The organism is Cellulosimicrobium sp. SJTW-1, from assembly GCF_047716875.1.
GTDB classification, from domain to species: Bacteria; Actinomycetota; Actinomycetes; order Actinomycetales; family Cellulomonadaceae; genus Cellulosimicrobium; species Cellulosimicrobium funkei.
In genome coordinates this window covers 3003055-3023170 of the sequence record NZ_CP136680.1, presented here as the reverse complement: position 1 = coordinate 3023170, position 20116 = coordinate 3003055, and the positions used below count along the sequence as shown (strand labels likewise).

Below are 20116 nucleotides of genomic sequence, written 5' to 3'. Positions count from 1 at the left end.
TCCACAGGCCCTGCCACGCGCCCCGCCGACCGGGAATCATGAAGCCGCGGCACGTGCGACGTGCCGACCACCGAGGGGGAGATGGATGACGACGACCGTGGAACGACCCGTCCCGGGGGCCGCGACGCCCCCGCCCGCCGCGCGGCTGCGGCGGCCGGGCTGGAAGGACCCGCGGCTGCTCGTGGGGGTCGTCGTGGTGGCGCTGTCGGTCGCGCTGGGGTCCTGGGCCGTGAGCAGCGCGAGCCGGACGGTCGCGGTGTACGCGGCCGGGACGCCGCTGACGCCCGGCACCACCGTCGGTGCGGCCGAGCTGCGCACGGTCGAGGTGCGGCTGGGCGCGCAGACCGACCGCTACCTGCTCGTCGAGGACGGGCTCCCGGACGAGGCGGTCGTCCTGCGGACGGTGGCCGCGGGCGAGCTCGTCCCCGCGACGGCGCTCGGCGCCGCCACCGACCTCGCGGTGCGGGCGGTCGCGGTGCCGGTCACCTCGGGCCTCTCGGAGCGGATCGTGCCCGGCGCCGACGTCGACCTCTGGCACGTCCCGGAGGCCGCCGCCGCACCGTCCCCGGACGCTGCGCAGGACGCCCCGGACGGATCGGGCGCCGTGCCGGAGATGCTCGTCGGCGGCGTCACGGTCGCCCAGGTCGACGAGGGCGAGGGCACGCTCGTGGTCGGCGGGCCGACGACGGTGCACCTGCTCGTCGAGGTCGACGACCTCCCCGCCGTGCTCGCCGCCGTCGCGGGGGAGGGCACCCTCGCGCTGGTCCCGGTCGGCGGTGCGGGGTGAGCGGCGCGACCACGGTCACGACGGTCCTGTGCGCGGTCCGCGGGGCGCGCGAGGCGGAGGTCGTCACGACGCTCGACGCGTCGGGGCTGCGGGTGACGCGGCGCTGCGCGGACGTCGTCGAGCTGCTCGCCGCGGCGGCCGCGGGGGCCGGGCGGGTCGCCGTCGTCTCGCACGACCTCCCGGCGCTGGACCGGCAGGCCGTGGCCGACCTGCACGCGCACGACGTCCGGGTCGTCGCGCTCGCCCCCGGGGGCACGTGGGAGGAGGACCGGCTGCGGGCCCACGGGGTGGACACCGTGGTGGACGTGGACCGGTCCCCGGGCACCCTGTGCGACGCCGTCCGGGCGGTCGTGCCGGCCCGCACCGCGCACGCGGGCCCGCCCGGCGCGCCCGCCCGCGTCCTGGCGCCCGTGCCGGCCGACGGCGAGGGCGACCGGCGCGACGGCCGGACCGTCGCCGTCTGGGGCCCGACCGGGGCGCCGGGCCGCACGACCGTCGCGACGAACCTCGCGGTCGAGCTCGCGGGCCCGGCACCCGCGGGGCGGCCCCGGCGGCACCGCGCCGCACGCCGGGCGCACGAGGTCGACGCGGCTGCCACGGCCGCCGTCGGGCCTCCGGCCGAGGTGCTGCTCGTCGACGCGGACACGTACGGCGGGACGGTCGCGCAGCGCCTCGGGCTGCTCGACGAGTCCCCGGGGCTCGCCGCCGCGGCCCGCAGCGCCGGTCAGGGTGTGCTCGACGCCGCGGGCCTCCGCGCGCTGGCCCCGGTGCTCGTGCCCCGCGTCCGCGTCCTCACGGGCCTCGCCCGGGCGGCGCGCTGGCCCGAGCTGCCGGGCCCGTCGCTCGACGCGGTGTGGCAGGTGGCGCGGTCGGTCGGGGACTGGACCGTCGTCGACTGCGGCTTCGGCATCGAGCAGGACGAGCTGCTCAGCTACGACACCCGCGCCCCGCAGCGCCACGACGCGACGCTCAGCGCGCTGGGCGCCGCGGACGTGGTCGTGGTCGTGGGCGGCGGGGACCCGGTCGGGCTCCAGCGCCTCGTCCGCGCGCTCGACGAGCTGGGAGAGTCCGGGGCGGCGGCCGCCGCGGCCCGCGTCGTCGTCGTGAACCGGGTGCGGGCGAGCGTCGTCGGGCCACGGCCCGAGCGCGCGGTGCGCGACGCGATGGCGCGGTACGCCGGCGTCGAGGACCTGCACGTCGTCCCGGAGGACACCGCCGTCGACGTGGCGCTCCGGGAGGGGAGGACGCTCGGCGAGACCGCCCCGGCGAGCCCTGCCCGGCGCGCGCTGGCCCGGCTCGCGGAGGCAGTGCGGGAGGCCGCCCCGTCCGGGCGTGGTGCGGCGCCCGGACCGGTGCTCGAGGCGGCACACTGAACCCATGCGCATCTATCTCCCCGCGACGCTCGACGAGCTCGACGCCGTCACCGTGACCGCCGACGCCGCCCGCTGGACCGTCGCCCCGCGCGGCGCCCACGCCGTGACCGCCGCGCTGACGCGTGCGCTGCCCGACGAGGACGAGGAGGGTCTCGAGTACGCGGCGGCGCTCGAGGCGGCGGACGACTCGCTCGCGCTCGTCGCGTCGCGCCCGGACGCGCCGCGGCAGCGGCTCGTCGTCACGCTCGAGGTGCCCGACGGCGCGGTCCAGGTCGTGGGGGCCGAGGACTCCGACGACGAGGACGCGCCCGCCCCGAGCGCCGTCGAGGTGCTGCGCACGGTGCCCGACGTCGCGATCGTGTGCGTGCACGTCGACGAGCCGGAGGCGGTCGCGGACGTCGAGGCCGTGCTCACCGCGGCGGACGACGACGGTCCCGACGCGGACGCGGCGCTCGACGCGGCCATCGAGCGCGTGGGCGAGCGCGACCTGCTCTGGTACGACTGGTCCGAGCTCAAGGACGTGCCGCGCGGCTGAGACCGGGACGAACCCGGGGCGGACCGAACCTGGGACGCCGCAGGGGTGACGGGCCCCGTCAGCCCAGGCGGCCCAGCACCTCGTCGTGCAGCAGGCCGTTCGTCGCGACGGCGTTCCCGCCCCACGGGCCGTCGGCGCCGTCGAGCGACGTGAACCGCCCGCCCGCCTCGGTGACGATCGGCACGAGCGCGGCCATGTCGTAGAGCTCGAGCTCGGGCTCGGCGGCCGCGTCGACCGCGCCCTCGGCGACGAGCATGTACGACCAGAAGTCGCCGTAGCCGCGCGTGCGCCACGCGCCGCGCATGAGGTCGAGGAACGGCTCGAGCTTCCCACGCTCCTCCCAGCCGTCGAGCGACGCGTAGGCGAGCGACGCGTCGGACCACGACGAGACGCCCGAGACGTGCAGGCGCGACGCGGCGGCGAGCGACTTGCCCGTCCACGCGCCGGTGCCCTTCGAGGCCCACCAGCGCCGGCCGAGCGCGGGCGCGGACACCAGCCCGACGACGACCTCGTCGCCGTCGGCGAGCGCGATGAGCGTGGCCCACACGGGGACGCCGCGCACGAAGTTCTTCGTCCCGTCGATCGGGTCGACGATCCAGCGCCGGGCGCCGTGGCCCGTCTCGCCGTACTCCTCGCCCACGATCGCGTCGCGGCCGCGGGCCCGGCCGAGCTGGCCGCGGATGATCTCCTCGGCGGTCCGGTCGGCGTCGCTCACGGGCGTCGAGTCGGGCTTGGACTCGACGTGCAGGTCGAGCGCCTTGAAGCGCGACAGGGTGTGGGCGTCGACCTGGTCGGCGATCACGTGGGCGAGGCGCAGGTCGTCGTCGTAGCCGCGCGTCGAGGGGGGCGTCATGGCTCACACCGTAGCGGTGCGCGCACGGGCCGGGGGAGGCGCCGCGCGGGGTGCGGGCTCAGGCGGCGCCGGTGCGCGAGGCGAGCACGCGCCGGAACGACTCGAGCCGCGCCGCGCGGGCGTCGCGGGTGGCGTCGTCCGGGGAGTCCGCCACCCAGTCGTCGAGCGCGCAGTCCGGGGCGTCGTCGAGGTGGGTGCACCCGCGCGGGCATGCGGCGGCGACGGCGTCGAGGTCCTCGAACGCGCGCAGCAGGTGGTCGACCTGCACGTGCGCGAGCCCGAACGACCGCACGCCCGGGGTGTCGATGACCCACCCGCCGCCCGGCAGGCGCAGCGCGACCGCCGACGTCGACGTGTGCCGGCCGCGCCCCGTGACGTCGTTGACGTGCCCCGTCGCGCGCCGGGCGTCGGGCACGAGCGCGTTGACGAGCGTCGACTTCCCCACGCCCGAGTGCCCGACGAACACCGACGTGCGCCCGGCCAGCGCCTCGCGGACGGCGTCGAGCGGCTCGATGGCCCAGCCGTCGGGCGCGAGGCCGTCGGGCGCGCGCCGCGTGACGACGACGGAGACGCCGAGCGGCTCGTACAGCGCGCGCAGCGGCGCCGGGTCGGCGAGGTCCGCCTTGGTGAGGCACAGCAGGACGTCCATGCCGGCGTCGTACGCGGCGACGACGCACCGGTCGATCATGCGCGTGCGCGGCTCGGGCTCGGCGAGGGCGGTGACGACCACGAGCTGGTCCGCGTTCGCGACGATGACGCGCTCGTACGGGTCGGTGTCGTCGGCGGTGCGGCGCAGCACCGACGACCGCTCCTGGATGCGGACGATGCGCGCGAGCGAGCCGTCGTCCCCGGTGACGTCGCCGACGAGGTCGACGCGGTCCCCGCACACGATCCGCGTGCGCCCGAGCTCGCGCGCCTTCATGGCGAGGACGGTGCGCTCGTCCTCGGCGCCGACGACCGTCCCGTCGTCGGTCCCGCCCACGAGCAGCGTGTACCGCCCCCGGTCCACGCCCGTGACGAACCCGGTCACCGCGTCCGCGTGCTCGGGGCGCTGCTTGGTGCGCGGGCGGCTGCCGCGCTTGCCGGGGCGCGAGCGGAAGTCGGACTCGTCCGGGACGCGGGCCATCAGCGGGCCGCCGCCCCCGAGCCGCCGAGCATCCGCTCCCACATGCCCGCGAAGCCGGGGAGCGTCTTGGCCGTCGTCGCGACGTTCTCGACGCCGACGCCCGGCACGCGCAGCCCGATCACGGCGGCCGAGGTCGCCATGCGGTGGTCGTGGTAGGTGCGGAAGACGGCGCCGTGCAGGGGGCGCGGCGTGATGACGAGCCCGTCGCGCGTCTCCTCGGCCTGCCCGCCGAGCCGCGTGATCTCGGCTGCGAGCGCGGCCAGGCGGTCGGTCTCGTGCCCGCGCAGGTGCGCGATGCCGCGCAGGCGGCTGGGCCCGTCGGCGAGGGCCGCGAGCGCGGCGATCGTGGGGGCGAGCTCGCCGGCGGCGTGGAGGTCCACGTCGACGCCGCGCACCTCGCCCGTGCCCGTCACGGTGAGCACGTCGCCGTCGAGGGACGACGTGGCGCCCATGGTCTCGAGCAGCTCGGGGACCATCGCGCCGGGCTGCGTGGTCGCCGTCGGCCAGCCCGTGACGCGCACGGTGCCCCCGGCGACGAGCGCGGCCGCGAGGAACGGCGCGGCGTTCGACAGGTCGGGCTCGACCTGCACGTCGCGCGCCGCGATCGCCCCCGGCTCGACGCGCCAGATCGCCGGGCGCGAGTCGTCGACGACGACCCCGACCTCCCGCAGGACCTCCACCGTCATCTCGATGTGCGGCATGCTCGGCAGCGTGTGCCCGACGTGCCGGACCGTGAGGCCCTGGTCGTAGCGCGCCGCCGCGAGGAGCAGCCCGGAGACGAACTGGCTCGACGCCGACGCGTCGATGTCGACGGACCCGCCCCGGACCCGGCCGCGCCCGCGCACGGTGAACGGGAGCGTCGTAGGCAGGCTGCCGCCGTCGTCGCCCGCAACCGGGACGTCCAGCGCGCTGAGGGCCGCCACCACCGGGCCCATGGGCCGCACCCGCGCGCCCTCGTCGCCGTCGAACCGCACCGCGCCGTCCGCCAGCGCCGCGACCGGCGGGAGGAAGCGCATGACCGTCCCGGCGAGGCCGCAGTCGACGTCGACCGGTCCGCGCAGGGCGCCGGGCGTGACGTGCAGCTCGGTCGGCGACGCGCCCTCCTCGATCCCGACGCCCAGCGCGCGCAGCGCGGCGATCATGAGGTCGGCGTCGCGGCTCCGCAGCGCGCCGCGCAGCGTCCCGGGGCCGTCGGCGAGCGCCGCGAGCACGAGCAGCCGGTTCGTCAGCGACTTCGACCCCGGGACCTCGACCGTCGCGTCGAGCGGCCCGCGCGCCGTGGGCGCGACCCAGGCGTCGGCCGGGGCGGGGGACGGTGCGTCGGTGGGCGCGGAGGGCTGCGTCGTCATGGCGTCCAGGCTAGTGGAGCGTCGTGGCCCGACGGCGGCCGGTCCCGCCGGGCGGACGGGCGCGGCCGTGCGGTGCGACGCGTCAGGCGACCTTGGCGCGGACGGCGGCCCCGGCGTCGTGCACGGCGCCCGCGGTGCTGCTCGCGGCGTGCTGCGCGGCGTCCTGGGCGGCCTTCGCGGCGCGGCGAGCCGAGCGCGACACGTCCTTCGCGGTGCTCTTCGCCCCCGCGACGACGGCCTCCTGCTTCGCCTGCTTGGCGAGCGCGAGGTCGTGCCGCGCCCGCTCGAGACGCCACTGGACGCCCGGGCGGCCCTCGTAGTCGGCGCCCGCGATGAGCGCGGCCCCGATCGCGCCGACGTTCGCGACGAACTTCCGCGTCCGCTCGGTGCGCGTGGCCTCGCCGCCCGTGAACGGCTGGTTGACGACGGCGAGCGGGACCGTGAGCGCGGCGAGTGCGAGCGCGGCGGTCCGGGGCGCCTTGCCGACGGCGAGGCATAGGCCCGCGACCGCCGTCGCCGCGCCGTGGGCGCGGACGAGCGTCGTCACCTGCCGCTCGCTGAGCGGGGCCTCGATGCCGACGCGCTTCTCGACGAGCTCGACGCCCGCGCGCGCGGCCCGCACGTGCTCCGCCGGCTTGAGCGCGGCCTGGACCCCGTCGTAGACGAACCACGAGGCCAGCATGGGCCTCGCGAGGTGACGCAGCAGCATCGGTTCTCTCCTCATCGCTGGTGACTCGCCGGTGCCCTGGGCGGGCGTCCTCCGGTGGGTCCCAGCCTGCCGCGCCCCCCGGGACGGCGCCACCCGCGGCGGTGCCCGGGCCGGGAATGCCTGGGGGCGCTCGCGGGTTGCACCCCTCGTGACCGCCCTGCTCCAGACTCCCGCACCCGCCGCCCGGGTCGCGTCGACGACCCCGGCGCCGGACGCCGCGTTCGCCGCCGCGTGGTCGGTGCCGAGCCGTGCGCGGGACGCCTCATCGAACACCCAGACGAACGGGGGACTAGGCTCGTTGTTGATGACAGAGCGAATCTCCGGCAGCGACGTCTCCGGCAGCCCTGCGACGACGTCGGGAACGACGCCGGACGACGGTGCGCCCGCCGGCACGATGCCGCCCGCCGACGCGACGGACGCCGAGGACACGAACCGCGCCCCGGAGGCCGAGAGCGACGCCGCGCGCGCCGCCCGGTTCGAGCGGGACGCCCTGCAGTACCTCGACCAGCTGTACTCCGCCGCGCTGCGGATGACGCGCAACCCCTCGGACGCCGAGGACCTGGTGCAGGAGACGTTCGCGAAGGCGTTCGCGGCGTTCCACCAGTACCGCCCGGGCACGAACCTCAAGGCGTGGCTGTACCGGATCCTCACGAACACGTTCATCAACACGTACCGCAAGAAGCAGCGCGAGCCGCAGCAGGCGCAGACGGACGACGTCGAGGACTGGCAGATCGCGCGCGCGGCGTCGCACACGTCGCAGGGCCTGCGCTCGGCCGAGGCGGAGGCGCTCGACCGCCTGCCGGACTCGGACGTCAAGCGCGCGCTCCAGGAGCTCCCCGAGGACCGGCGCATGGTCGTGTACTACGCCGACGTCGAGGGCTTCCCGTACAAGGAGATCGCGGAGATCATGGGGACACCGATCGGCACGGTCATGTCCCGCCTGCACCGAGGCAGGCGCCAGCTGCGCGAGCTGCTGGCCGACTACGCCGCGAGGCGAGGACTGGTGGGCGCGAAGAGCCCCGGAGGTGAGTCGTGAGCACGTCAGAGACCCGTGAGCCCGGACGGGGTCCGGTCGAGGAGCCGGTGACCCCGATCCCGCACTCGACCGCGGGCGAGTCCGAGTGCGAGCACGCGCTCACGCACCTGTACGAGTACCTGGACTCCGAGATGACGCCCGACGACGAGCTGCGCATGCGCCAGCACGTCGCGCACTGCTCGCCGTGCCTGGCCGAGCTGAGCGTCGAGGAGCTCGTCAAGCAGCTCGTGCGCCGCTCGTGCCACGAGAAGGCGCCGGCGGGGCTGCGGGAGCGCATCCACACGCAGCTCACCGTGATGGTCACGACGACGACGGTCGTCGAGACGCGCTGACCCGAGCCCGGGGCCAGCCCCGAGGGCCTGCGCGCACGAGAGAGGGCCCGGACCGACGACGTCGGTCCGGGCCCTCTTCCGTGCTCCCGCTCGCGGGGGCTGCGCCGTCTCAGGCGTTGGGGCGCTTGCCGTGGTTCGCGGCGTTGCCCTTGCGGCTGCGACGCTTGCGTCCGCGCTTGCTCATGGTGTTCTCCTGACGGTCGGGGAGTGCTGCCGGTCTCGGCGGTTCTCGACGGGTGTCGACGTGGAACGACCGGTCTCGGCGTGTCCAGTCCGTCTCCCATGGTCCCACACGCGACCCCTTGTCACGGTCGAGCACGCGATATATCGTGTCTGGCGGAACGAGATATATCGCGAGCGCCTGCCCGGCCGTCCTGGTCGACCCGGCGCGCGCGGCGACCAGGACGGAGCGCGGGATGACGCAGGAGCTCTGGACCCTCACCGGTCCGCAGGCCATCGACCTCGCGCTCGTGCGCCGGCTCGACGCGACGATGATCGGCGGGCGCATCGACGTCGTCGCGCACGAGGACCCGGCACGGACCGACGCGCGCGTCGAGGTGCACTCGGTGAGCGGGCGCGCGCTCGAGGTGCGGCTCGACGGGACGACGCTCCGGGTGGGCTACGGCCCGTTCGAGGCGGGCTGGAAGGGCTTCCTCGAGCGCTTCCGCACGTACACCGGCAAGGACGCCGCGGAGGTCCACGTCGCCGTCCCGGCGGGCGCGCAGGTCGAGGTCGCGACCGTGCAGGGCGAGGCGCTCGTCGCGGGCGCCCGCGAGGGCGTGCGGCTCGCGACCGTGTCCGGCGCCGTCATGACGAGCCGGACGCGCGGCCCGCTGCGCGTCGACACCGTCTCCGGCGAGGTCGCCGCGAGCGAGCACGACGGCCCGGTCCGGATGGAGTCCGTCTCCGGCGGCCTCACCGCGACGGGTGCCCTGCGCTCGCTGCGGCTCGACTCGGTCTCCGGCTCCGTGACCGTGGACACGCGCACGACGCCGGACGAGATCACGGTGAGCGCCGTCTCCGCCGACGTGCTCGTGCGCCTGCCCGACCCGGACGCGATGGACTACGCCGTGCGCTGCCTCAGCGGCCGGCTCGTCGTCGACGGGGAGGAGCAGCGCGGGTCCGCGCGCTCCTTCCACCGCGCGGCGCGGCTCGGCGCGGGCGCGCCCGTCCGCGTCTCGGCCGTCTCGGGCGACGTCACCGTGCTGCGGGGGACGGCCGGGACGTCGTCCGCCCCGGCCGACGCGCCCCCGGTGCAGGACGCGGCCCCGGACGCCCCGGCGTGGGGCAGCCCCGGTGCTCCCGCCGGGCGACCGGCTCCCGCGAGCGGCCCGGTGGACCGCTGATGGCCACCGTCTTCGCCCACGGCCAGCTCCGGCTCTACCTGCTCGCGCTCCTCGCGTCCGGGCCCAAGCACGGGTACGAGCTCATCACCGAGCTCTCCGAGCGGTTCGGGGGCACCTACCGCCCGAGCGCCGGGACGATCTACCCGCGCCTCGCGCGGCTCGAGGACGAGGGCCTGGTCCACCGCAGCGCCGACGGGCGCAAGACGACGTACGAGCTGACCCCCGCGGGGCGCGCCGAGATCGAGGCGCGGCGCGCGGACGTCGCGGCGCTCGAGCACGGCATCGCCGAGACGGTGCGCCAGCGCGCCGAGGCGCTGCGCGCCGACGTGCAGGGCTCGCTGCGGGGCCTGCGCGCCGAGCTCGCCGCCGCCGCCCAGACGGCGCGCGCCCGCCCGCGCGACGGCGAGCACGACACCCGGCGTCGCGAGTCGACCGCGCGCCGTGCCGAGGCGGAGGCCGTGCTGCAGCGCTTCCGCGACGAGCTCCGCGCGGACCTGCGCCGGGCGGACGCGACCGGCGGCGTGCCCGAGCTGACGGTCGACACGCTGCGCACCGTGCTCGACAGCGCGCGCCGCGCCGTGCGGTCCACCCTGCCCTGACGTCCCGAGACCACCGACCACGCACCAGAGAACCGAACGAGGAGAAGCGCATGAGCACCGAGTCCTGGGTCATCAACGCCCCCCGGAGCGTCGACGTCGCGGACGTCCGGCGCGTCGTCGTCCAGCTCACGGACGGGTCGGTCGACGTCGTCGCCGACCCCGGCCGCGAGAGCGGGGCGCACCTCGACGTGAGCGAGGTGTCCGAGCGCCCGCTGCAGGTGAGCGTGCACGACGGCGAGCTGCGCGTCGGGTACGACTTCGCCGGCATCGAGGGCCTCGTCGACCGCGCGAAGGGCCTGCGCGACAAGGACCGCGCCGTCGTGCGGGTCACCGTGCCCGCGAGCGTCCCGCTCAAGGTGACGACCGCGCGCGCCGCGGCGACCGTCGTCGGGACGCGGGCGGACGTGTCCGTCACGACCGGGACCGGCGCCGTCCGCGTCCAGGGCGTCTCGGGCACGGCGTCGGTCCGCACGGCCACCGGCTCCGTCGACGTCGGCGAGCACGTCGGCGACGTCCACGTGACCACCGCGTCCGGCACCGTCACGCTCGGCGGCACGCTCGGGCGCGTGTCGGTCAGCACCGTCACGAGCGGCGTCGAGGTCGTCGCGCGCGAGAGCACCCCGCTCGTCGACGCGCGCACGGTCTCGGGCGACGTGGCCGTGCGCCTCGGCGCCGGCTCGGCCGTGAACCTCAAGGCCCGCAGCGTCACCGGCAAGGCCGTGCTCGACGGCGTGCGGCTCGACTCCAGCGCGCAGCGCACCACGTCCGTCGACCACGTCGACCAGCACGGCGCGGGCGGCGCCTACGTGTCGGCGAGCACCGTCTCGGGCGACCTCACGGTCTCGCGCGGCTGAGCGGTACCGCCCCGACGCCGAGGGGGAGGCGTGGTCCGCGACTCGCCTCCCCCTCGTGCATCCCTGCGGGCTCAGACGGTGTCGTCGGGCAGCCCGAGCCACGCGTGCCAGCCGGTGTGCAGCACGAGCCACGCCATGAGCCCGTAGCCCGCCTGGCCGGGGAAGCCGTTCCCGCTCTGCGCGAGGTCGGCGAGCCACTGCTCGTGCGTGACGAGCGGGCTGAACGTGTCGACGTAGGGGACGCGGCGCCGGTTCGCGACGTCCGAGAACGCGTGGGACAGCTCCGCGAGGCGCTCCGCGTCCTGAGCGTGGCCCGGCGGCGGCCCGACGACGAACGTCGGCAGGCGGTGGGACTCCGCGACGTCGAGCACGTTCGCGAGGTTGAGGCGCGAGCGCGCGACCGACAGCCCCGCGTCGAGGTCGTGGCGGCCGAGGCCGATGACGAGGCGGTTGTCGACGTCCGGCTCGGGGGAGAACCGGCGCGCGGTCTCCGCCTCCCAGCGCTGGCTGAGGGCCGTCGTCGTCTCGCCGGGGATAGCGAGCGGGAACACGTACGCCGGCTGGGGGAAGCGCGTGCGCGCGACGACGCGCCCCGCCCACCCCAGGGCCTTCGCGTCGCCGACGCCGGCGCTCAGCTCGTCGCCGACGACGCAGATCCGTACCTCACGACTCACCGCGTCTTCCACGAGCGCCATTCTCCCCGACGCGGGCCGCGCGGGTCGATCCGAGCCGGTGCGGACGGCGTGTCGACCCGCGCGGGGACCGCCGCGGCGGCCGGACGCCTCAGGCCAGCGTCGCTCCCCAGGTCACCTCGTGGGACGCGCCGGGCTCGAGCCGGACGAGGCGCTCGCCCGTCCGGAACGCGTCCGCGACGCAGCTCATCGGCTCGGCGGCGACGCCGGTGCGGCGGAACGCGACGTCGCCGACGTGGTCGCCCGTGCAGACCTGCCACGTGTCCATCGAGCCGTCCATCCACACGGCGGCCGTGCGGCCGTCGGGCGCGGTGAGGCGGATCCAGGACAGCCCGTCCTCGTCGCGCAGCACGTCGACGTACGCGTCGTCGAGGTCGACGCCCGCGAGCAGGCGCGGCTCGCGCAGGTCGAACGTGCCGGTGGCGGGCTCGGTGCCGGTCGGCAGGAGCCGCTCGTCGGTCGTGACGCGGGTCGCCGCGTCCAGGCGCAGCGTGCACGCGTCGAGGTTCGCGCCGTCGGCCGAGAGCCACGGGTGGAAGCCGACGCCGTACGGGGCGGTCGCCGTGCCGACGTTCGTCGTGCGGACGTGGACGCGCAGCCCCGCGTCGTCGAGCGAGTACGTCACGCGCGCGACGAGGTCGAACGGGTAGCCCGGCGACGGCGGCAGGTGCAGCTCGAGCGTCGCGCGCGCGGCCTCGTGCTCGACGACCGTCCAGCGCTGCCAGCACGCGAGGCCGTGCAGCGCGGTCCCGCGGTCCGGCTCCGAGATCGGGACCTGGTACGTCGTGCCGTCGACCGTGTATTGCCCGTCGCGCAGCCGGTTGGGCCAGGGGAGCAGGACGGCGCCGTTGAACGCGGGCGACACCTCGTCCTCGCCGAAGGGCGTGAAGACCGGCCGGCCCCCCACCGCGTACTCGCGGACGGCCGCTCCGACCTCGGTGATCGTCGCTGCGTGGTCGCCGTGGGCGATGCGGACCTGGGCTCCTGAGGGGGCATGGGTGTTCACGCTCACATACGGTACTCGGCGTGCGCGGGTGCGCGATGCGCCCACGCCCGTCAGACTCGTTGCCCGGGTGTGTCTTCCGGCGCACCCGACGCAGCACGAGGAGGAACGATGGAACGACAGGTGCTCGGGCGGACGGGACGGCTCGTCTCGGTCGTCGGACTGGGAACCTGGCAGCTCGGCGCCGACTGGGGCGACGTGAGCGAGGACGACGCGCGCGCCGTCCTCGACGCCTCCGCGCAGGCCGGCGTGACGTTCTTCGACACCGCGGACGTCTACGGCGACGGGCGCAGCGAGCAGATCATCGGCTCCTACCTCGCCGACAACCCCGGCCACGGGATCACGGTCGCCACGAAGATGGGCCGCCGGGAGCCGCAGGACGCCGACAACTACACGCTCGCCAAGTTCCGCGAGTGGGTCGACCGCTCGCGCCGCAACCTGCGGACCGACCGGCTGGACCTCGTGCAGCTGCACTGCCCGCCGACCGCCGTCTACTCGCGCGACGAGGTCTACGACGGCCTCGACACGCTCGTCGCCGAGGGCGCGATTGCGAGCTACGGCGTGAGCGTCGAGACCGTGGACGAGGCCCTCACGGCCATCGCGCGTCCCCACGTCGCCACGGTGCAGATCATCCTCAACGCGTTCCGGCTCAAGCCGCTCGACGCGGTGCTGCCCGCGGCGTCCGACGCCGGCGTCGGCGTCATCGCGCGCGTCCCGCTCGCGTCCGGGCTGCTGTCCGGGAAGTACACGAAGGACACGACGTTCGCCGCGGACGACCACCGCACGTACAACCGCGACGGCAGCGCGTTCGACGTCGGCGAGACGTTCTCGGGCGTCGACTTCGAGACCGGCGTCCAGGCGGCGGCCGAGTTCACCACGCTCGTGCACGACGTCGTCGGGCAGGACCTCACCCCGGCCCAGGTGGCCATCGCGTGGGTCTGGCAGCAGCCGGGCGTGTCGACCGTCATCCCCGGCGCGCGCAACGTCGAGCAGGCGCGGTCGAACGCCGCCGCGGGCGACGCGGACGTCCTCGGCCCGCTCTTCACGTCGGGCGTGCGCGAGATCTACGACCGCTACCTGCGCGAGAAGATCCACGACCGCTGGTAGGTCGGCAGGACCGGCCCCCGGTCCGACGGCGACGGCGCACCGACGACGAAGGCCCCCTCCGGGCGGAGGGGGCCTTCGTCGTGCGCGGGTCGTGCGGGCCGGTCAGCGGGCGAACGCCTGCTCCAGCAGCACGGCCTGCTGCGCCTGGTGCTTCTTCGCCGTGCCGGCGGCCGTGGAGGCCGACGCCGGGCGGGAGACGACGCTCACGCGCGGCAGGTCCTCGGGCAGGTTGATGTGCACGAACGACCAGGCACCCTGGTTCTCGGGCTCGTCCTGGACCCAGACGACCTCGGCGCCCGGGTACTTCGCGAGCTCGGCCCGGATGCCGTCGACGTCGAGCGGGTACAGCTGCTCGAGGCGGACCAGCGCCACGCCCTCGTCGCCGCGCTTGGTGCGCTCGGCGAGCAGGTCGTAGTAGACGCGGCCCGTGCACAGGAGCACGCGGTCGACCTTCGCCGGGTCGGCCGACGCGTCCGGGATCACCGGGCGGAACGTGCCGGTCGTGAAGTCCTCGACGCTCGACGCGGCCGCCTTGAGGCGCAGCAGCTGCTTCGGCGTGAAGACGATGAGCGGACGACGCGGGCGGGCGTACGCCTGCCGGCGGAGCAGGTGGAAGTACGACGCCGGCGTGGAGGGCTGCGCGACCGTCATGTTGTCCTCGGCCGCGAGCTGGAGGAAGCGCTCGATGCGCGCGGACGAGTGGTCCGGCCCCTGGCCCTCGTAGCCGTGGGGGAGGAGCATGACGACCGAGGAGTACTGGCCCCACTTCTGCTCGGCCGACGAGATGAACTCGTCGATCACCGTCTGGGCGCCGTTGACGAAGTCGCCGAACTGCGCCTCCCACAGCACGAGCGCGTCGGGGCGCTCGACCGAGTAGCCGTACTCGAACCCGAGCGCGGCGTACTCCGAGAGCGACGAGTCGTAGACCCAGAACTTCGCCTGGTCCGCCGACAGGTACAGCAGCGGCGTCCACTCGGCGCCCGTCTCGCGGTCGTGCAGGACGGCGTGACGCTGCACGAACGTGCCACGGCGCGAGTCCTGGCCGGCGAGGCGCACCGGGGTGCCCTCGACGAGGAGCGAGCCGAACGCGGCGAGCTCGCCGAAGCCCCAGTCGATGTTGCCCTCGACGGACATCTGCCGGCGCTTCTCGAGGAGCTGCGCGAGCTTCGGGTGGACGGTGAAGCCCTCCGGCGGCGCGACGTGCACCTGGCCGACGCGCTCGAGGACCGAGCGGTCGATCGCCGTCTTCCAGCCGACCATGGTGCCGGCGTCCTCGAGCTGGGACTCCGGGCGCTCGAGACCGGCGACCGGCTCGCGGTCCGCGGCGGGCGTGAAGCCGCCCTCCTTGGTCTCGGTGAAGACGCGCTCGAGCTGGGCCTGGTAGTCCTGGAGGACGTGCTCGGCCTCCTCGAGCGTGATGTCCCCGCGCGCGACGAGGTTCTCGGTGTACAGCTTGCGCACCGAGCGCTTCGCCTCGATGAGGTTGTACATGAGCGGCTGCGTCATCGAGGGGTCGTCGCCCTCGTTGTGACCGCGGCGGCGGTAGCAGATCATGTCGATGATCACGTCGCGGTCGAACTGCTCGCGGAACGCGAAGGCGAGCTCGGCGACGCGCACGCACGCCTCGGGGTCGTCGCCGTTCACGTGGAAGATCGGGACCTGGTAGCCCTTGGCGACGTCGGTCGCGTACGTCGTCGAGCGCGACGACGACGGGCCCGTGGTGAAGCCGACCTGGTTGTTGATGATGACGTGCACGGTGCCGCCGGTGCGGTAGCCGCGCAGCTGCGCGAGGTTGAGCACCTCGGGCACGACGCCCTGGCCCGCGAAGGCCGCGTCGCCGTGGATGAGGATCGGCAGCACGGAGAAGCCGTCGCCGCCCAGGTCGATGCGGTCCTGCTTGGCGCGCACGATGCCCTCGAGCACCGGGTCGACCGCCTCGAGGTGCGAGGGGTTCGCCGCGAGGTAGACCTTGGTCGTCGCGCCGGTCTCGGCCGTGAAGACGCCCTCGGTGCCGAGGTGGTACTTCACGTCGCCCGAGCCCTGGACGCTCTTCGGGTCGAGGTTGCCCTCGAACTCCGCGAAGATCTGCGCGTAGCTCTTGCCCGCGATGTTGGCGAGCACGTTGAGCCGCCCGCGGTGCGCCATGCCGATGCCGACCTCGTCGAGGCCGTTCTCGGCGGCCTTCGACAGGATCGCGTCGAGCAGCGGGATGAGCGCCTCGCCGCCCTCGAGCGAGAAGCGCTTCTGCCCGACGAACTTCGTCTGCAGGAACGTCTCGAACGCCTCGGCGGAGTTGAGGCGGCGCAGGATGCGGAGCTGGTCCTCGCGCGGCGTGCGCGCGTACCCGGACTCGAGGCGCTCCTGGAGCCACTTGCGCTGCGTGCGGTCGGCGAGGTGCATGTACTCCACGCCGACGGTGCGGCAGTAGGAGTCGCGCAGCAGGCCGAGGATGTCGCGCAGCGTCGACTTGGTGCGGCCGCCGAACCCGCCCGTGGGGAACGTGCGGTCGAGGTCCCACAGCGTCATGCCGTGGTTCTGGATGTCGAGGTCGCCGTGCTTGCGCTGGCGGTACGCGAGCGGGTCGGTGTCGGCCATGAGGTGGCCGCGCGAGCGGTAGGAGTGCACCAGCTCGGCGATCTTGGCGGGCTTGGCCGCCTCGATCTCGGCGTCCGTCGTGTTGTCGCGGACCCAGCGCACCGGCTCGTAGGGGATGCGCAGCGCGGCGAACACGCGGTCGTAGAAGCCGTCCTCGCCGAGGAGCTTCTGCGACAGGATGCGCAGGAACTCGCCGGACTGCGCGCCCTGGATGATGCGGTGGTCGTAGGTCGACGTGATCGTCAGGACCTTCGAGATGCCCAGGCGGGCGAGCCGCTCGGTCGAGGCGCCCGCGAACTCCGCGGGGTAGTCCATCGCGCCGACACCGATGATCGTGCCCTGACCCTGCATGAGGCGGGGCACCGAGTGCACGGTGCCGATGCCGCCCGGGTTGGTGAGCGAGATCGTGGTGCCCGCGAAGTCGTCGACGCCGAGCTTGCCACCGCGCGCACGGCGCACGAGGTCCTCGTAGGCCGCCCAGAACTGGGCGAAGTCCATCGTCTCGGCCTTCTTGATGCTCGGCACGAGGAGCTGGCGCGAGCCGTCCGGCTTCGCCAGGTCGATCGCGAGCCCGAAGTTCACGTGCGCGGGCTGGTTGATCGCGGGCTTGCCCTCGATCTGCGTGTAGCTCGCGTTCATCACCGGCATGTCGGCCAGCGCCTCGACGAGCGCGAAGCCGATGAGGTGCGTGAACGAGATCTTGCCGCCGCGACCGCGCGCGAGGTGGTTGTTGATGACGATGCGGTTGTCGACCATGAGCTTGGCCGGCACCGCGCGCACCGACGTCGCCGTCGGCACCTGGATGCTGGCCTCCATGTTCGTCACGACGCGCGCGGCCGGGCCGCGGAGCTTCTGCACGTCGTCCGTGGCCTGGTCCTCGGGCGCGGGGGCGCCGGCGACCTTGCGCGCGGGCACCTGGGCGTACGGCGCCGTCGCGGGCTGGGCGGTCGCGACGGGGCGCGACGCGTGCACGGCCTCGACCGCGGCGTTGACCGCCGGGTCGGCCGGGAGCTTCGGCGGCTTGACGCGCTGCGCGGCCTCGGCGGCGGCCGAGCCGTCCGTCACGGCGGTCGGCGCCGCGGGTGCCGGCGCGGTGGGCGCCGCCGGAGCGGGCGAGCCGTTCGCCGGCGCCGCGGCCGGGCGCGACCCGTTCGCGGGTGCCGCGGCTGGGACGGACCCGTTCGCGGGCGCCGCCGGGGCGTCGCTCGTGGTGTCGGCGTCCGAGCGCTCCGCAGGGCGGTAGTCCTCGAAGAAGTCCCACCACGCGGGGTCTACCGCGTTCTTGTCCTGGAGGTACTGCTCGTACAGCTCGTCGACGAGCCACTCGTTCGCTCCGAACACGGAGCTTGCGTCGCTGATCGCCTCTGACTCAGCCTTCGGGGACACGCGAGGATCGCCCACTTTCACACACAGGTCGCTGTCGGTCACAGCCCGCGACCGTGGCACGACGGCGCACCGCTGCTGCGGCGCCCCCGACGTCGGCACGGGCTCGTCCGGGTTCCGGACCACTCCAGCCTAGGCCCTCGTCGTCGGCCTCGGGCGTTGGGCCGAGCGTTCCGGCGCGGCCTGTTCGCGGGTTCTTCACGCCGTGTCTGGGCCAGGCAAACGTGACCCCACGCGCACCTCGTCGGAGGGCAAGATCGCGGAATTCCACGCCATCCCGAGGTATCTCCGCGCGGCGGTGTGACGCATCTCACGCCCGAGCGCGGGCGGTGCGCGCGCTGTCAGGACGGAGTCACCGCACGTCGGGGTGCGCCGTGTACGACGCGTCCCCGTCCTCGGGCGGGAACGGCGCGGAGCCCGCGTGCGCGGGCAGCGTGACGCGCATCGTCGCCCCCCGGCGCGAGTCCGCGACCTCGATCCGGCCGCCGTGCAGGTCCACCGCCCAGCGCACGATCGCGAGCCCGATCCCCGTGCCGCCCGTCGAGCCGCCCGTCGTCGTGTGCGCGCCCGTCGCGCTGGCCCGGGCGAACCGCTCGAAGATCCGCTCGCGGTCCTCCTTGGCGATCCCCGGGCCCTCGTCGACGACCTCCAGCACGACGTCGTCGTCCACCGGGTACGCCTCGAGCCGGATCTCCCCGCCCTGCGGCGAGTGCCGGATCGCGTTCTGCAGGAGGTTGGTCACGACCTGGTGCAGCCGCTCGCGGTCCGCCTCGAGCACGAGGTCCGGGGGCGTGACGTCGACGACGTAGCGCAGCTGCTTGCCCGCCTCGACCATCGACACGGCCTCGGCGTTCTCCTCGAGGAAGTCGCCGACGTCGATCTGGGTGATGTTGAGCGCCGCCGCCCCCGCCTCGATGCGCGACAGGTCCAGGAGGTACGCGACGAGCCGCGTGAGGCGCTCGGTCTGCGCGAGCGACATCTCCATCGTCGCGGGCGTCGGGGGCGTCACCCCGTCCACGACGTTCTCGAGCTGGGCCTGGAGCGCCGCGATCGGGGTGCGCAGCTCGTGCGAGACGTTCGCGATGAGCTCGCGGCGCACCTGGTCGCTCGTCGCGAGGTCCTCCGCCATGACGTTGAACGCCACCGCGAGCTGGCCCACCTCGTCGCGGCTCGTGGCGCGCACGCGCCGCGTGTAGTCGCCGTCGGCCATCGCCCGGGCGGCGGCGGTCATCTCCCGCAGGGGCGACGTCATACCGCGCGCGAGGAGCTGCGTGAGCAGCAGCGACAGCACGATCGCGAGCGGGAACGTGCGTGACGGCCCGAGCTGGTTCTGCAGCCCGATCCACGTGATGAGGACGGCGAGCGTCACCGTCGCGGCGACCAGCACGCCGAGCTTGATCTTCAGCGAGCGGAACGAGTCGAGCGGCCGGACGTCCGGGAGGTGCGGCCGGATCGTGTGGGCCCGGTGCGGTCCCGGCCGCGCCGGGCCGGGGGCCTGCGCCTGCCCCGGGTCCGTGCCGCCGGCGGGGTCGGCGGGGGAGGAGGTCATCCGGCGGGCGGCTCGAACGCGTAGCCGACGCCGTGGACCGTGCGGATGAGGTCCGCACCGAGCTTGCGGCGCAGCGCCTTGATGTGGGAGTCGACGGTGCGCGTCCCGCTGGCGTCGGCCCAGTCCCACACCTCGGCGAGCAGGCGCTCGCGCGTGAGGACCGTCTTCGGCGAGCTCGCGAGCATGACGAGCAGCTCGAACTCGGTGGGCGTGAGGTGGACCTCCTCGCCCGCGCGGTAGACGCGGCGCTGGGCCTTGTCGATCGTCACGTCGCCCACCGTCATGGGCGGGTCGCTCGGGGCGGAGCTCGCGGCCTGCGTGGCGCGGTCGACGCGGCGCAGCAGCGCCTTGATGCGCGCGACGAGCTCGCGCATGGAGAACGGCTTCGTCATGTAGTCGTCCGCGCCGACGCCGAGCCCGATGAGCATGTCGGTCTCGTCGTCGCGCGCGGTGAGCATGAGGATCGGCACGGGCTGCTCCGCCTGGATGCGGCGCGTGACCTCGAGGCCGTCGATGCCGGGGAGCATGACGTCGAGGACGATCGCGTCCGGGCGCAGGCGCGCCGCGGCGTCGACGGCGGACAGGCCGTCGCGCGCGACCTCGACGCGCCAGCCCTCCGCGCTCAGCCGCTGCGCGATGGCGGTCGCGATCGCGGGCTCGTCCTCGACGACGAGGACCGTGGCCGCCTGCTGCGGGGTGCCGCCGCCGGCCACCGGGGCGGTCGTGGGCACGGGCCCGCGGCCGGGGACGGGACCGGCCCCCGCGCCGGTCGGTGCTGCGCTCGCTGCCCTCGGATCTGCCATGGGATACAGCGTGGCACACGTCGGCCCAGGTCGGCCGGATTTCGTCGTCGTGGGAGGACCAGGTCGCGCGCTCGTGCGGTGCCGC

General features: G+C 75.1%; 19 protein-coding genes. 9 read left to right on the top strand and 10 right to left on the bottom strand.

All coding sequences use genetic code 11. The features are described from left to right. Positions 1 to 85 precede the first annotated feature (85 nt). The 3 genes from RSE42_RS13680 to RSE42_RS13670 are packed head-to-tail and all read left to right on the top strand — an operon-like array spanning position 86 to position 2695. Complete coding sequence (locus RSE42_RS13680) at positions 86 to 787, top strand: hypothetical protein (protein ID WP_085387539.1); 702 nt, start codon at positions 86 to 88, stop codon at positions 785 to 787. Continuing rightward, the gene (locus tag RSE42_RS13675) at positions 784 to 2160 is read left to right on the top strand and encodes an AAA family ATPase (protein WP_085387540.1); all 1377 of its coding nucleotides are present in this window, start codon (positions 784 to 786) and stop codon (positions 2158 to 2160) included. Before RSE42_RS13680 ends, RSE42_RS13675 begins: the two co-directional genes overlap by 4 nt. 4 nt (positions 2161 to 2164) lie before the next feature. Beyond that, positions 2165 to 2695: a DUF6912 family protein gene (locus RSE42_RS13670; protein ID WP_085387541.1), complete on the top strand. Its 531-nt coding sequence runs from the start codon at positions 2165 to 2167 to the stop codon at positions 2693 to 2695. A gap of 58 nt (positions 2696 to 2753) precedes the next feature. On the opposite strand, the gene hisN is transcribed toward RSE42_RS13670, so the two are convergent. The 4 genes from hisN to RSE42_RS13650 all read right to left on the bottom strand — a co-directional run bounded on the left by hisN (position 2754) and on the right by RSE42_RS13650 (position 6732). Then, positions 2754 to 3548, bottom strand: coding sequence for a histidinol-phosphatase (hisN, locus tag RSE42_RS13665; protein ID WP_021482063.1), 795 nt, complete (start codon positions 3546 to 3548; stop codon positions 2754 to 2756). Positions 3549 to 3606: 58 nt separating this feature from the next. Continuing rightward, complete coding sequence (gene rsgA / locus RSE42_RS13660; protein WP_034655119.1) at positions 3607 to 4674, bottom strand: ribosome small subunit-dependent GTPase A; 1068 nt, start codon at positions 4672 to 4674, stop codon at positions 3607 to 3609. After that, the gene (gene aroA / locus RSE42_RS13655; protein ID WP_043655878.1) at positions 4674 to 6023 is read right to left on the bottom strand and encodes a 3-phosphoshikimate 1-carboxyvinyltransferase; all 1350 of its coding nucleotides are present in this window, start codon (positions 6021 to 6023) and stop codon (positions 4674 to 4676) included. The genes rsgA and aroA overlap by 1 nt, the downstream gene beginning before the upstream one ends. Positions 6024 to 6105: 82 nt before the next feature. Then, a complete protein-coding gene (locus RSE42_RS13650; RefSeq protein ID WP_009862310.1) occupies positions 6106 to 6732 on the bottom strand; it encodes a DoxX family membrane protein in 627 nt (208 codons plus the stop codon). Positions 6733 to 7036: 304 nt separating this feature from the next. On the opposite strand from RSE42_RS13650, the gene RSE42_RS13645 reads away from it, so the two are divergent. Both RSE42_RS13645 and rsrA read left to right on the top strand, forming a co-directional pair. Further along, the gene (locus RSE42_RS13645; RefSeq protein ID WP_354807208.1) at positions 7037 to 7768 is read left to right on the top strand and encodes a sigma-70 family RNA polymerase sigma factor; all 732 of its coding nucleotides are present in this window, start codon (positions 7037 to 7039) and stop codon (positions 7766 to 7768) included. After that, positions 7765 to 8100: a mycothiol system anti-sigma-R factor gene (gene rsrA / locus RSE42_RS13640; RefSeq protein ID WP_021483111.1), complete on the top strand. Its 336-nt coding sequence runs from the start codon at positions 7765 to 7767 to the stop codon at positions 8098 to 8100. The genes RSE42_RS13645 and rsrA overlap by 4 nt, the downstream gene beginning before the upstream one ends. A gap of 109 nt (positions 8101 to 8209) precedes the next feature. On the opposite strand, the gene RSE42_RS13635 is transcribed toward rsrA, so the two are convergent. Further along, positions 8210 to 8284: a 50S ribosomal protein bL37 gene (locus tag RSE42_RS13635; protein ID WP_099052597.1), complete on the bottom strand. Its 75-nt coding sequence runs from the start codon at positions 8282 to 8284 to the stop codon at positions 8210 to 8212. 232 nt (positions 8285 to 8516) lie between these two features. Here RSE42_RS13635 and RSE42_RS13630 point away from each other — a divergent pair, with 232 nt between their 5' ends. The 3 genes from RSE42_RS13630 to RSE42_RS13620 are packed head-to-tail and all read left to right on the top strand — an operon-like array spanning position 8517 to position 10899. After that, entirely contained in the window at positions 8517 to 9446 is a 930-nt protein-coding gene (locus tag RSE42_RS13630; protein ID WP_395413137.1) for a DUF4097 family beta strand repeat-containing protein, read from the top strand. Further along, positions 9446 to 10045, top strand: a complete 600-nt coding sequence (locus RSE42_RS13625; RefSeq protein ID WP_076405974.1) for a PadR family transcriptional regulator — start codon at positions 9446 to 9448, stop codon at positions 10043 to 10045. The genes RSE42_RS13630 and RSE42_RS13625 overlap by 1 nt, the downstream gene beginning before the upstream one ends. Positions 10046 to 10095: 50 nt before the next feature. Then, complete coding sequence (locus RSE42_RS13620; RefSeq protein WP_061269170.1) at positions 10096 to 10899, top strand: DUF4097 family beta strand repeat-containing protein; 804 nt, start codon at positions 10096 to 10098, stop codon at positions 10897 to 10899. A gap of 71 nt (positions 10900 to 10970) precedes the next feature. Here RSE42_RS13620 and RSE42_RS13615 read toward each other — a convergent pair whose 3' ends face one another. Both RSE42_RS13615 and RSE42_RS13610 read right to left on the bottom strand, forming a co-directional pair. Then, positions 10971 to 11594, bottom strand: a complete 624-nt coding sequence (locus tag RSE42_RS13615) for a GDSL-type esterase/lipase family protein (RefSeq protein ID WP_031316757.1) — start codon at positions 11592 to 11594, stop codon at positions 10971 to 10973. Positions 11595 to 11682: 88 nt separating this feature from the next. Further along, complete coding sequence (locus RSE42_RS13610) at positions 11683 to 12597, bottom strand: aldose 1-epimerase family protein (protein ID WP_415296617.1); 915 nt, start codon at positions 12595 to 12597, stop codon at positions 11683 to 11685. A 108-nt stretch (positions 12598 to 12705) separates the two neighbouring features. On the opposite strand from RSE42_RS13610, the gene RSE42_RS13605 reads away from it, so the two are divergent. Beyond that, positions 12706 to 13701: an aldo/keto reductase gene (locus tag RSE42_RS13605; RefSeq protein WP_043655897.1), complete on the top strand. Its 996-nt coding sequence runs from the start codon at positions 12706 to 12708 to the stop codon at positions 13699 to 13701. Positions 13702 to 13803: 102 nt separating this feature from the next. Here the strand turns inward: RSE42_RS13605 and RSE42_RS13600 are convergent, their stop codons facing one another. The 3 genes from RSE42_RS13600 to RSE42_RS13590 form a co-directional block, all read right to left on the bottom strand. Next, complete coding sequence (locus RSE42_RS13600; protein WP_415296616.1) at positions 13804 to 17682, bottom strand: multifunctional oxoglutarate decarboxylase/oxoglutarate dehydrogenase thiamine pyrophosphate-binding subunit/dihydrolipoyllysine-residue succinyltransferase subunit; 3879 nt, start codon at positions 17680 to 17682, stop codon at positions 13804 to 13806. Between the two features lie 349 nt (positions 17683 to 18031). Then, positions 18032 to 19228 carry a sensor histidine kinase gene (locus tag RSE42_RS13595; protein WP_137281208.1) on the bottom strand — a complete coding sequence of 399 codons (1197 nt, stop codon included), beginning with the start codon at positions 19226 to 19228 and terminating at the stop codon, positions 18032 to 18034. Then, a complete protein-coding gene (locus RSE42_RS13590) occupies positions 19225 to 20031 on the bottom strand; it encodes a response regulator transcription factor (protein WP_228075110.1) in 807 nt (268 codons plus the stop codon). Before RSE42_RS13590 ends, RSE42_RS13595 begins: the two co-directional genes overlap by 4 nt. Between the last annotated feature and the right edge of the window lie 85 nt (positions 20032 to 20116).